The 13,120-nt window shown below is 48.2% G+C and carries 11 protein-coding genes; 6 read left to right on the forward strand and 5 right to left on the reverse strand.

All coding sequences use genetic code 11. The features are described from left to right. Window position 1: 1 nt before the first annotated feature. The 4 genes from glnG to glnA all read right to left on the reverse strand — a co-directional run bounded on the left by glnG (window position 2) and on the right by glnA (window position 4,606). Complete coding sequence (gene glnG / locus CRO03_RS14970) at window positions 2-1,411, reverse strand: nitrogen regulation protein NR(I) (protein ID WP_097112445.1); 1,410 nt, start codon at window positions 1,409-1,411, stop codon at window positions 2-4. Window positions 1,412-1,415: 4 nt separating this feature from the next. Continuing rightward, the gene (gene glnL, locus CRO03_RS14975; protein WP_212682429.1) at window positions 1,416-2,480 is read right to left on the reverse strand and encodes a nitrogen regulation protein NR(II); all 1,065 of its coding nucleotides are present in this window, start codon (window positions 2,478-2,480) and stop codon (window positions 1,416-1,418) included. Window positions 2,481-2,561: 81 nt separating this feature from the next. Next, window positions 2,562-3,077, reverse strand: coding sequence for a DUF4124 domain-containing protein (locus CRO03_RS14980; protein WP_097112447.1), 516 nt, complete (start codon window positions 3,075-3,077; stop codon window positions 2,562-2,564). Between the two features lie 119 nt (window positions 3,078-3,196). Continuing rightward, window positions 3,197-4,606 (reverse strand): glutamate--ammonia ligase, encoded by a 1,410-nt coding sequence (gene glnA / locus CRO03_RS14985; RefSeq protein ID WP_097112448.1) that lies wholly within the window; start codon window positions 4,604-4,606, stop codon window positions 3,197-3,199. Between the two features lie 347 nt (window positions 4,607-4,953). On the opposite strand from glnA, the gene typA reads away from it, so the two are divergent. The 6 genes from typA to CRO03_RS15015 all read left to right on the forward strand — a co-directional run bounded on the left by typA (window position 4,954) and on the right by CRO03_RS15015 (window position 10,869). Next, on the forward strand, window positions 4,954-6,792 hold the full coding sequence (gene typA / locus CRO03_RS14990) for a translational GTPase TypA (RefSeq protein ID WP_097112449.1): 1,839 nt from the start codon (window positions 4,954-4,956) through the stop codon (window positions 6,790-6,792). 113 nt (window positions 6,793-6,905) lie between these two features. Further along, a complete protein-coding gene (locus CRO03_RS14995; protein WP_097112450.1) occupies window positions 6,906-7,730 on the forward strand; it encodes a substrate-binding periplasmic protein in 825 nt (274 codons plus the stop codon). 151 nt (window positions 7,731-7,881) lie between these two features. Continuing rightward, on the forward strand, window positions 7,882-8,748 hold the full coding sequence (locus CRO03_RS15000) for a virulence factor BrkB family protein (protein WP_097112451.1): 867 nt from the start codon (window positions 7,882-7,884) through the stop codon (window positions 8,746-8,748). Further along, window positions 8,745-9,182 carry a D-aminoacyl-tRNA deacylase gene (gene dtd, locus CRO03_RS15005; protein ID WP_097112452.1) on the forward strand — a complete coding sequence of 146 codons (438 nt, stop codon included), beginning with the start codon at window positions 8,745-8,747 and terminating at the stop codon, window positions 9,180-9,182. The genes CRO03_RS15000 and dtd overlap by 4 nt, the downstream gene beginning before the upstream one ends. A 31-nt stretch (window positions 9,183-9,213) precedes the next feature. Beyond that, a complete protein-coding gene (locus CRO03_RS15010; protein WP_097112453.1) occupies window positions 9,214-10,137 on the forward strand; it encodes a bifunctional GNAT family N-acetyltransferase/hotdog fold thioesterase in 924 nt (307 codons plus the stop codon). 111 nt (window positions 10,138-10,248) lie between these two features. Beyond that, window positions 10,249-10,869: a restriction endonuclease gene (locus CRO03_RS15015; protein ID WP_097112454.1), complete on the forward strand. Its 621-nt coding sequence runs from the start codon at window positions 10,249-10,251 to the stop codon at window positions 10,867-10,869. A gap of 167 nt (window positions 10,870-11,036) precedes the next feature. Here CRO03_RS15015 and CRO03_RS15020 read toward each other — a convergent pair whose 3' ends face one another. Then, window positions 11,037-13,064 (reverse strand): methyl-accepting chemotaxis protein, encoded by a 2,028-nt coding sequence (locus CRO03_RS15020; RefSeq protein WP_097112455.1) that lies wholly within the window; start codon window positions 13,062-13,064, stop codon window positions 11,037-11,039. Window positions 13,065-13,120 lie beyond the last annotated feature (56 nt).

Genomic DNA, 13,120 nt, shown 5'->3' on the forward strand with positions numbered 1-13,120 from the left:
GTTATTCGATTTCCAGCTCTTTTAGTTTACGGGTTAAGGTATTGCGGCCCCAGCCAAGGCACCGGGCCGCTTCCTGTTTGTGGCCCCGGGTGAAGTGCAGCGCTTGTTGCAATACAATCCGTTCAAACGCCGGGCTGGCTTCTGCCAGAATATTCTGTTCACCAGCGCTCAGTTTGTCTTCAACCCAGCTTGCCAACTGGCTTTGCCAATCTCCGCTTTCAGGCGTTGCCAGTTTCTGGCTGCTTTTAGCCGGTTGGGTTAACTCTGGTGGCAGGTCTGCAACTACTATATGTTTGCCGCTGGCCATTACGGTCAGCCAGCGACAGCTGTTTTCCAGCTGACGGACATTACCCGGCCAGTCAAGCTGGCTTAAAAATTGTTCCGCTTCTTTGGTCAGGGTTTTTGCTTCGACGTTTAACTCTTTGGCGGCTTGTTGCAAAAAATGCTGCGCTAATCTGGCAATATCCTGCTTGCGGTCTTTCAATGGCGGTAAATGCACCCGGATCACGTTCAGACGGTGGAACAAATCTTCCCGGAACTTACCATCCTGTGCCAGTTGCTCGAGGTTCTGGTGAGTCGCAGCGATAATCCGCACATCAACACCAACGGCCTGATGGCCACCAACCCGGTAAAACTGGCCGTCGGCCAGCACCCTCAGCAAGCGGGTTTGCACATCCAGTGGCATGTCGCCAATTTCATCTAAAAATAAAGTCCCGCCGTCAGCCTGCTCAAAACGGCCTTTACGCAAATTATTGGCGCCGGTAAACGCCCCTTTTTCATGGCCAAACAGTTCCGATTCAATTAAATCTTTAGGAATAGCTGCCATATTCAGGGCAATAAACGGCTGTTCTGAACGAGGGCTGTGTTTATGCAGCGCCCGGGCAACCAACTCTTTACCGGTACCTGACTGGCCATTAATTAATACACTGATACTGGAGCGGGCCAGCCTGCCTATGGCCCGGAAGACTTCCTGCATCGCTGGGGCTTCACCAATAATCTCCGGGGTAATGCTGGCGACCTGTGGTTTTTGGCGGGCACGCTGACTGAGGCTATGCTGCAAAGCCCGGCTGATTAACGCTACAGCGTCGTTAACATCAAACGGCTTTGGCAGATATTCAAAAGCACCGCGTTTAAAAGCGTTAACAGCGCTATCCAGATCAGAGTGGGCGGTCATTATGATTACCGGTAATTCCGGGGCCAGGTCCTGTAACCTGGCCAGTAATGCCATGCCATCGGTACCAGGCATTCTGATGTCGGATACTACCACTGCCGGTTGCTCAAACTCCAGTCGCTGCAGCATTAAATCGGCTGATGCAAAGCTTTCACACAGAATGTCAGCGCGGCCTAGTGCCTTTTCTAACACCCAACGAATTGAGTTGTCATCGTCAATAATCCAGACGGTATCACTCATTGCGTTATTCCTCCGAATCTGAGATGGGTAAATATAAGGTAAATTCTGTTTGGCCAGGCCAACTGTCGCAGTCTATCCAGCCACCATGCTGATGAATTAAGGTCTGGGCAATAGACAGGCCGAGACCGGTTCCGCCGGCCTTACCACTGACCATGGGGTAAAAAAGGGTATCTTTAATTTCAGAAGGTATACCAGGGCCATTATCGATAACCTTGATAAAGGCGACCAACTTATATCGCTTACCGTTAAGGGTATGTTGATGCAAAATCCGGCTTTGCATGCAAATGGCCCCGCCATTTGACAAAACCTGCTGCGCGTTGCGGACGATATTCAGCAATGCTTGCTCTATTAATTCAGGATCAAAGCTGAAATCCGGAATACTGGGATCATAGTCCCGACTGAAGCGGGCTTTGGCAGGATTATCCATTAGCGCCAGTTGCAGTACCTGTTCAATGACCTGATGCAGGTTGGTGGTAACTTTTTGTGGAGGACGGTAGGGGCCCAGTAAGCGGTCGACCAGATTACGTAAGCGGTCAGCCTGGGCAATAATCAGCTGAGTATATTCTTTTTGCTCTTCGTCCAGCGATTCTTCGAGCAGTTGCGCTGCGCCACGCAGACCACCTAACGGGTTTTTAATCTCGTGGGCCAGGCCACGAATAAGCTCGCGCGCAGCTAAGTGCTGATGTTGTTGCAGGCTTTCCATACTGATTTTTCGCTGCTGGTCGACCTGACGTAGTTCCAGCAGCAAATGATTGGCCGGTTGCTCACTGACCGTCAGGGAAATATCCAGTAAAAGATGGCGGCCATCAAGCAGTACCGCTTGCACATCGCTGACACTAAAACCCTGCTTGCTGCTTAATGCTGCAGTTAAATGGCTGGCTTTAATATCCAGGTGCTGAAATAACCCGGGAAAATACTGGCCAGTTAAACGTTTTTCGCCCAGGCCCATTGCGGCACAACAAGCAGTGTTAAAGTAGCGCAGCATTAGATCACTGTCGAGCAGCAGCACCGCTGTAGTCAGCTGTTCGGCAAGAGCCATAAAATCAGGTTGTATGCTTTTTGTTGTCACACTGCCACCTCTATTGCACCAATTTAGTGCAGGTGACTGGCAGTGTAATCGGTTTTTAGCCGAAATACAGCCTGGGCTGCCCTAATTGGGGTTAATTACCGACGCTCTGTGAAGATAGAAGGTTGTGACAGGACTGGTTGCAATAAGCTTGCCGCTTTGATCAAACAATTCCATTTGCAAAGTATGTTCGCCGCGCTCAACATCACGCAGGATGAAAGTAGCTTTATTTTGCGGTTCGCTCAGGGGGGTGCCGTCAACGACCAGCCGCACCTGCAGGCCACGTTGAAACATTGGCGTGATCCGGCCAGACACATAAACTGATCCGGTATTATCACGAACTGTACCGTTGTTTTCAGGCTGGGCTATTTCAATTTTAAAGGGTTCAACTTCAACCGGTTTTCTGGCGGGCAGGTTAGTGCCGGTAGACTCCATAATATTGGGACGACTGGTTAAGTTTACCTCTTCGGCCCCAGGCTGCGGGCTGTCAGAGAATATTAATACACCATTTGCGTCTTTAGTGACAAAAATACGCTTTTCCTGCGCCTGCAATGGCAGCATGATTATCAGTAAAGTTAATAACAACAGTAACTTATTCATGTGCTTGTCAAATCCATTGATGTTGCATTTTAATTATTATCACCACACTTTAGCGTGCTTTAATAAAGATTTCTACAAAAAAAGGCCCACCGAGGTGGGCCTTTTTGGGCAAGCGTATGTTAGACGCTGTAATACAGTTCAAACTCCAGCGGGTGTACTGCTACCGACACGCGGCGAGACTCGGCACGTTTAATCGCAATATATGCATCAATCATGGCATCAGACATTACGCCGCCCTTGGTGAAGATGGCGCGGTTTTTGTCCAGCTCGTCCATTGCCTCGTCTAAAGAAGTACAAACCTGCGGAATATTTGCCGCTTCTTCTGCTGGTAAGTCATATAAATCTTTATCCATCGCATCGCCAGGATGAATTTTATTCTGAATGCCATCTAAACCAGCCATTAACTGGGCAGTGAATGCCAGGTAAGGGTTAGCTGCAGGGTCTGGGAAACGACATTCAATCCGGCGCGCCTTGGCGCTTGGCACCAATGGAATACGAATTGACGCAGAACGGTTGCGGGCCGAATAAGCCAGCATTACCGGTGCTTCAAAGTGCGGTACCAGACGCTTATACGAGTTAGTTGACGGGTTAGTGAAAGCGTTGATTGACTTAGCATGTTTGATAATGCCGCCAATATAGTACAACGCCAGCTCTGACAGGCCGGCATATTTATCACCCGCAAACAGGTTTACGCCGTCTTTGGCCAGTGACTGGTGACAATGCATACCTGAACCGTTATCGCCAACCAGCGGTTTTGGCATAAAGGTCGCTGTCTTGCCGTACAGATGAGCAACGTTATGAATAACGTACTTTAACTGCTGCACTTCATCGGCTTTTTTGGTCAGAGTGTTAAAGCGGGTGGCAATTTCGTTCTGGCCAGCAGTGGCCACTTCGTGGTGATGCGCTTCAACTACCTGACCCATTTCTTCCAGTACCATACACATTGCACTGCGAATATCGTGGCCTGAATCTACCGGTGGTAATGGAAAATAACCCCCTTTGACACTGGGGCGGTGGCCTTTATTACCCTCTTCATAAGCAGTGCCTGAGTTCCAGGCAGCTTCGGTAGAGTTAATTTTGAAGAATGAGCTGGCCATGGTGGTTTCAAAGCGAATGTCGTCGAACATAAAGAATTCTGGCTCGGGGCCAAACAGCACGGTATCGGCAATGCCAGTAGATTTTAAATATTCTTCAGCACGTTTGGCGATTGAACGCGGGTCGCGGTCGTAGCCCTGCATGGTGCTAGGTTCAATAACATCGCACGTGACGTTTAGAGTGGTTTCTTCAAAGAAGGGGTCCAATACGGCGGTGCTTGGGTCTGGCAACAGGATCATGTCTGAGTCGTTGATACCTTTCCAACCGGTAATAGACGAGCCGTCGAACATTTTACCGTCTTCAAACATGTCTTCGGTGACCTGGCTTACCGGAATACTGACATGCTGTTCTTTACCTTTCGTGTCGGTAAACCGCAGATCTACGAATTTAACGTCGTTTTCTTTAATTAGTTTTAATACTTCCGATGCAGACATGCATTCCTCCAATTGACCCGTTTTGAACACTGAATTAGTGATTGCCCTGTTAAATGCCAGATATATGCCAACATATAACTATATTGATTCTAATAGCTTTATTATAAAGAAATAGTTTTTGACACACTTGGTTGCACCAAATTTGTGCTGCGGCGCCCGGTTATGGTGCGCTATAATCACAGCCAAGTGTAGCTGAGTTTTTGACTCTGTTTAAAAAAAAACCGCCAATGCGTACAACGCCTTTTTCTTTCTGTGAAAAAAAAGAGTAGAATATGCGCCCTTTACTTTTGAAAAGCGTTTGCCTGGTGGTCATTATGGTCATCTAGTGCCACAGAGGATACTGATACATGAGCGTTACCGCGTCAACTTTAGATAAACTGCGTAATATTGCCATCATCGCGCACGTCGACCACGGCAAAACTACCCTGGTAGATAAACTGTTGCAACAATCAGGCACTTTCGATGCCCGGGCCAAGTTGCAGGAGCGGATGATGGACTCCAATGCTCAGGAGTCTGAGCGCGGTATTACCATTCTGGCTAAAAATACCTCGGTACGCTGGAATGGCTATCATATCAATATTCTGGACACCCCCGGCCACGCCGACTTCGGTGGTGAAGTAGAGCGGGTACTGTCAATGGCAGACTCAGTTTTACTGCTGGTAGACGCGGTAGACGGCCCGATGCCACAAACCCGCTTCGTTACCCAAAAAGCTTTCGCGCATGGTTTAAAGCCAATTGTTGTAGTCAATAAAATTGACCGTCCCGGCGCGCGCCCTGATTGGGTTATTGATCAGGTGTTCGATTTGTTCGACAACCTTGGCGCGACCGACGAGCAGCTGGACTTCCCTATTGTTTATGCATCAGCGTTAAATGGTTGGGCTACTTTAGACTATAACGAGCAGAAGCCAGATATTACTGATTTGTTCGAAGCCATCGTTAAGCACGTGGCACCCCCAGCCGTAGAGCTCAATGGTGAAACGCAATTACAGGTGTCGCAGCTGGATTACTCCAGCTACCTGGGCATTATTGGTATTGGCCGGATTAAGCGCGGTAACCTGAAACCTAACCAGCAAGTAACGATTGTTGGCGCTGATGGCAGCAAGCGTAACGGCAAAGTAGGCCAGGTTTTTGGCTACTTAGGCCTGGAGCGGGTTGAGACTGACGAAGCGCAAGCAGGTGATATTGTTGCTTTTACCGGCCTGGGCGAGCTGAAAATATCAGACACCATCTGCAGCACCACCAAAGTGCAGGCGTTACCCGCTCTGCAGGTTGATGAGCCCACTGTAACGATGACATTTCAGGTAAACACCTCACCGTTCGCGGGTAAAGAAGGTAAGTTTGTTACTTCACGTCAGATTTTAGAGCGGTTAACTCACGAGTTAAAACACAACGTGGCACTGCGAGTTGAAGAAACCGAAGACGGTGACAAGTTTAAAGTGTCTGGCCGTGGTGAATTGCACTTAGGCGTATTAATTGAAAACATGCGCCGCGAAGGGTTCGAGTTAGCCGTATCACGTCCTGAAGTTATCATGAGAATGGTAGATGGCGCGAAAATGGAACCGATGGAAAACGTCACCATCGATTGTGAAGAGCAGCATCAGGGCTCTATCATGGAGCGGATGGGTGAGCGTAAAGCCGACTTAACCAATATGCAGCCAGACGGTAAAGGCCGGATCCGGATGGATTTCAATATGCCAAGCCGTGGCTTAATTGGTTTCCGTACTGAGTTTATGACCATTACCTCAGGCACCGGCCTGATGTACCACAGCTTCGACCACTACGGCCCGCATAAAGGCGGCACTATTGGTCAGCGGATGAATGGTGTAATGATCTCTAATGCCGTGGGTAAAGCAGCTGGTTACGCTATTTTCTCATTGCAGGAACGCGGTAAGATGTTTATCGGTCATGCGGAAGAAGTGTACGAAGGTCAGGTTATCGGTATTCACAGCCGTAGCAACGACTTAACGGTTAACTGCTTAAAAGGTAAGCAATTAACTAACGTACGTGCTTCAGGTACAGACGAAGCCATCAACCTGGTGCCGCCAATTCGCTATACGCTGGAGCAGGCACTGGAGTTTATTGACGACGACGAGCTGGTAGAAGTAACGCCTAAATCTATCCGTATTCGTAAGCGTCACTTAACTGAAAACGACCGCAAGCGCGCCAGCCGTGGCCCATCTGCCTAAGGTTTTTTTGCTATAAAACAAAGCCAGCATTATGCTGGCTTTGTTGTTTTTGTTACTGGTAAAACCCTCAATTATTGCCTAGCTTGTAATAATGCCAATGCTCTGGAGGGGCTATGCGATTTTGCAAGATGGGGATAATAGCTGTTGGGCTCGCAGTGGTCATACAATCAGTACTACAGCTTGCGAAAGCTAACACTGCGGTTTTGCCAGCAGTTGCGCCCTCAAACCTGCATTTTCTGACAGAACACAGCCCTCCAGGCCAGTTTTTAACAGCTGAAGGCGAGGTGGCGGGGGCTACTGTTGAGCTGTTGAAAGTAGTGGCAAATAACCTGCAGCAGGACGTGCAGTTTTCGTTACTGAGTTGGGCAAGGGCTTACGAAATTGCGCTGCAGGGCAATAATACCGTGTTGTTTGAAACTGCACGCATTCCGCAAAGAGAAGATCGTTTCAAATGGGTGGGGCCAATAAAGCTGTTCGATATGCGATTATACGGTACAGAACGTGTCTCGCAGAGCAAGCTTGAGCTAAATTCACTCCACCGCACATACCGAGCCTGTGGCTACCGCGGCGCAGCACATGTTAGCTATCTGACGGCGTTAGGGTTTGAAGAAGGTAAAAACCTGACATTAACGTCACGCGCTGGCGATTGTTTGCAGATGATAAGCAAGGGACGGACAGACATTGTCGCGTTAAATTACTATCGTTATGGTGACCAGAGATCTGAAGGAAATGTGGTTATTTACGCCATGAACCCGCTTTATTTCAGTGAGTTATTTCTGGCATTTTCGCCTTTTGTCAGCGACAGTGTGGTTGCAAGCTGGCAACAGGAACTATTTAACAGTTTTCGCGACGGAACAATGCGTAAAACTTACAAGCCACATTATCCAGCGACCATGATTGACCGGCTGGAAGCTTATGCCCGACTCGTTAACCCTTAACGACTTATATTCACACTTGATGAAATTCCAATAAATACCTGATTTACGTTGGGCTATGTCAGCAATAAACCTGTATCGGCTGACGAACCATGCTGGTCTGACATTAGTTTTTCTAGTATTCTTCGGTATATCAGGGTTTTAAGGAGCGGCTATGGACAAGCAAGGACTGATGCGATACCTGCATCAAAGCAAAGATTTTATTGTCGCTTATGTTCAGCGTTGCCAGCAGGATCAGATCACTATTATTGGTGGGTACCTGGCTTATATTTCACTGCTGTCTCTGGTGCCGCTTATCGCCGTAATGTTTTCGATGTTGGGCATGTTTCCGATGTTTTCCGAGCTACGTTCCCGGCTGGAAGAACTGATTTTTGCCAATGTAATTCCTACCCGTGGCGAGGAAATTCAAAGTTATGTCAATGAATTTATTGGCAATACCGCCGGCATGACAACGGTTGGTATTCTGGTGCTGATTATTATTGCGCTACTGCTCATTTATAATATTGATAAAACGCTAAACAAAATCTGGCGGGTAAAACAGCGGCCTCGGCCTATTATTTCATTCTCAATATACTGGATGATTCTGACTCTGGGCCCGGTACTGATTGGTACTTCCATTGCAGTTACATCTTATCTGGCAACGTTGAGCCGTTATGCGGATGACTATACACCGGGTATTTCCAGTTTTATTTTGTGGCTTGTGCCTTATGTGATGTCGCTGCTGGCTTTTTTTATACTTTATCTGGTTGTGCCCAACCTGAAAGTACAGGTACGTCATGCGTTATGGGGGGCATTGTTAGCTACGGTATTATTCGAGTTTTTTAAGCGTGGCTTTGCGTTGTATGTGAGCGAGTTTCCATCTTATCAGGCGCTGTATGGTGCGCTGGCGCTGGTGCCGATCCTGTTTATCTGGGTATATTTATCCTGGCTGGTAGTGCTGCTTGGGGCGGAGCTTACTGCCTTGTTACAGCAGCGGGCTGAGCTGGAAGAAGCGGAATCATCTGGTGAGTCGCAAGCATGAAAGCTCTGATTCAACGGGTTAGTAAGGCTTCAGTGTCGGTAGCTGGTGAGCAAATCAGTGCTATTGGTCCTGGCATGCTGGTGTTGTTAGCCGTTGAAGCTACAGATAACGACGGCTCACTGGCAAAGCTGGTGCATAAAGTAGCACATTACCGGCTGTTCAGTGATAACAACGGTAAAATGAATTTAAATGTGCAGCAGGCTGGCGGTGCCGTGTTAGTGGTGTCGCAATTTACTCTGGCAGCAGATACTCAAAGTGGTTTGCGTCCGAGCTTTACCCCTGCAGCCGCTCCGGCTAAAGCAGAGCAGTTCTATCTGCAATTTACTCAACAATTAACCGCACTTGATATACTGGTACAAACCGGCCGGTTTGCGGCAGATATGCAGGTTAGCCTGATAAATGATGGCCCGGTTACCTTTATGCTAAGCAGTTAATTTCACTGAACGATTGATAACGAGCACTTTAATGGCACTCCCCACCAATTGGCAACTAACCAGCCCGATAACACCAGAGCATTGGCAAGCCTATTATCAATTGCGCTGGCAGGTACTGCGAGCACCCTGGCAACAACCACTGGGCTCTGAGCAGGATGAGTTTGAAGCGCAGGCTCATCATCTAATGCTGACCGATGGCAGTGGGCTGGTGCAGGCCGTTGGCAGGTTACATCGTCTTGATGATAGTACCGGGCAAATCCGTTATATGGCGGTGGCTGACAGTGCCCGTAAAAAAGGCGCTGGTAGTATGATATTGCATGCATTGGAGCAGCAGGCAGTGTATCTGGGGCTGCAGCAACTGCAACTTAATGCCAGAGAAGACGCTGTCGGCTTTTATCAACAGTTGGGATATAAGCAGGCTGGTGATGCGGCACCCTTGTTTGGTATTGCGCATCTGAAAATGATCAAAGCCTTGTGCCTGACGGGCAGCGCTGACGACTTCAAACAATGGCAGCAACAGCTGGCGCAAACCTGGCGGCAAACAATCCCCCTCAGCCAGTATATGCAAATAAATATCAGTGGCTTTAATGGCTACCGGTTAAGCTGCAGTGCGCCGCTGGCTCCGAATATCAATTTACACCAGACCATGTTTGCCGGCAGTATTTATACCCTTGCAACACTAACGGGCTGGGGAATGCTATATATGCAACTGCAGGCGCTTGGTTTGCAGGGGGCCCAGGTGCTGGCGCATGCGGATATCAGATATCTGCGCCCTGTTGACAGTGCACCTGAAGCACGTTGTCAGTTGCTGGACTGCATTGGAGATTTAGGGCCACTGGTGCAGGGGAAAAAAGTCAGGCAGCGCATTAAGGTGGGTATTTACTGCCAGCAGCAAGTTTGTGCCGAGTTCATTGGTCAGTATGTGGTATTACCTGAGCCAGCGCTGCAAAATTAGCCACAAAACCACTACGGTCAGTTTTTATAAAGCATTTATCAAAACTTGGTAAAGCGGCGTTACGAGTGCTGGCAGATAATACACCTCAGGCAATACGGGTTTGAGGTGATTATGAAAAGTAAATGGCTTTGGGTTTCATCTATCAGTACATTAATTGGTATATTAGCCGGTGGCATTTACCTGTTCTTTGCCGAACATTCATTGTTATTAAGTGATAAGGACTTAACGTTGTCAGCCTTTTGGTCGACATTTATGTTATGGGCTTTTGTGCTGATGTTTGTGGTAGCGCTTTTGTGCAATGTACTGGCGTTTATGGAGCTTGATGACGAGCACCGGTTGGCAGGAGTTAATCAGCGCTTACGAACCATGTTGGCAGGCGGTGACCGCCAGCAACAGTTTTTGCTCGAAGCACAACGCCTGTTGAGCCGCAAAGGACGTTGGTCTGCCAGCGACAGAATAGCTGCTGATTATCAGTTGCTGCATGCGCAACGTGACACTCTGGTTTTCGTTCAGCAAGGTTGTTTACCCGTAGACATTACTCAGGTCAGGGCGATGTTTCAGCAAATGTTGGCGATTGATATTTCTGATGGCATTGTGGTTAGTAGCGGTGGCTTTTCCAACCAGGCCTGGATTTTTGCTCAGGAAGCAAATATCAGTTTGCTGGACAGTAAAAGTTTAAGAAAACAGCAAAAACGTGCAAAAATCCAGCAAGTACCAATAATTCAGAGCTGATATCAAAGTTTCATCAGGATTTTTGTTGGTAAAAAGGCGATATTCCGTGCTGAAGGGAATCAAAATAATAAACATGGATGGCTTCACTTCCTGCATAGCTGGCTTCGGCCAGCTTTTTTATTGCCAGTTTATTATCATGAATCCCGCAGTGAGTAAGTAGCGTGCGGTCAGTGAATTTTGAAACGGGTAGCGGCTGACTGAAGCTGTGCTGCTAGTCTGGCGACATCATCACTATGCACCAAGGTGCTTTGAGCTTTGCTGGTACTGTTGTTAGCCAGTTGCACCATTTGCTGCATATTCTCGCTAATGGCAGCGCCTAAATCTAACTGGCTGGCGCTGGCATTACTTACCGCATTACTTATTTGACGCGTTTGCGCCATAGCTTCGGTCACTTTCTCCAACGCTGCTGCCAGCTGCTCGGTGGTGGCAACACATTGTTCGGCATCTGTTTTACCTGTAAGCACCGATGCTACCGCTTGCTGGCTTTGTTGTTGCAGGGTACCGATCATTTGCCTTATTTCATTTGTTGCCTGCTGGGTGCGCCCGGCCAGTGAGCGCACTTCATCAGCTACCACAGCAAACCCGCGGCCTTGTTCTCCTGCTCGTGCGGCTTCAATTGCTGCATTTAGCGCCAACAGGTTAGTCTGCTCGGCAATGGCGCTGATTGTGGTAAGAATGCCGCCAATGTTGGTGGACTGATCGTTTACTTTGTTCATGACGTCGCTGGTACCGGCCAGCTGACTCGCCAGGCCCGTAATCAATAGTTTGTTCTTGTCGGCAATCTGTTGAATATGCTGACTTTGCTCAAGAGCCTGGCGCATTGACTCACCAGCTTGCTGAGCCTGATCCGCGACAGTTTGGGTGTTGTCCGCTAATTCGCCGGTAATACCATTAACCCGACTGATTTGTTGCTGCTGTTGTTGCAATGATGTACTTATCTCCTGTACCTCACTGCTGGATTGACTGGCATTGTTATTCAAATCAGTCGCGTTTTGCTGAATATTGGTTATTAAACTGCGCAGCGCCGCTATCAGGCTGTTAACCTTGGCTGACAAGGCACCAAATTCGTCTTGTTGTACTATTGTAAGTTCGCGGGTTAAGTCGCCTTTGGCAATGTCGCCCAGCATATGATTTATACTTGCCAGCGGCTTTAACATGGCACTAATCGTAAAGTAGGCAGCGACCACTGCCAGCACAACTAAAACCAGCATCATGACAAGGGTGCGGTTGCTCCCCGAGCTCAACGCATCTGAAACCTGTTGTTGCAACTGATTAAAGCGCTGATCAGCCAGTTCAACCACCTGATCCAGCGCCAGTACTGCCTGTGCTACCTGTTGCTCTGAGTTGTTAAGTTGACGCCGGGCCGTTTGCTGTTGTTGCAGTTGCTGCTGTTTCAGGTTTAACAGGCTGTTGTCACTTTGCAGTCGATCAGTTAATGCCGCGAATTGCTGCAGAAACTGCGGCCACAGGTCATCGGTATCGATATCACCTATCTGCCGGCCTAAATAATCAATATTTACCTGGATATCACTAAGGGTAAAGCCGATATTTTGTTGGTTTCGTTCCAACACGGCTAAGTCGACATAACCCGCCACTTCCCGAACCGTGTTGAGTAAACCTAAAATCTGACCATCAATCCGGCCCGCGTTACCGCTTATTTGCTCCATTAAATTATCGTCAAGGGACAAGTCGGCATCAGCTAAATCCAGCAAGCTGGCACCGGCATCGTCTATTGCTATCTCGAGCTCACTCAACTCGGTTGTAACCGCTTCTGCCACAGCATTACTCTGGCTGCGCGCAGCAAACATGTTGTCTACTGCTTTGCTGTATTGTTCAAAATGATTCAGTGCTGCCTGCAGCGGTTGTTGCAGCGCGTTGTCCTGGGCGGTAAGTTGGTTAAAATCGCTAATTACAGAGCTGAACCGGTTTCTGCTTGTTGTAAACTGCTGTTGATAGCTATCTATTTCAGCCTGCTGTTCAGCGGTAAAGCCTAAAGCCGACAACTTTGCCAGTTTAAGCAGCTGGATCTGAGCCAGATTGCTTTGTTGTTGCGCGGGTACAGCTAACAAGTTGACGTCATTACTATACCGGGTGACGGTATTAAAGCTGAACAGCGCTAAAATGCTGGCAAACAATAATAATGCGGCAATAAATCCAAAGCCTAAAATGACTTTATGAGCAACTTTTAACGTCATAACATTCGCCAGTTAATACCTGCTTGTCTAAGTATAGTGACAAAATCAGTAGTTAG

The organism is Arsukibacterium tuosuense (assembly GCF_900215315.1).
GTDB lineage: Bacteria > Pseudomonadota > Gammaproteobacteria > Enterobacterales > Alteromonadaceae > Alishewanella > Alishewanella tuosuense.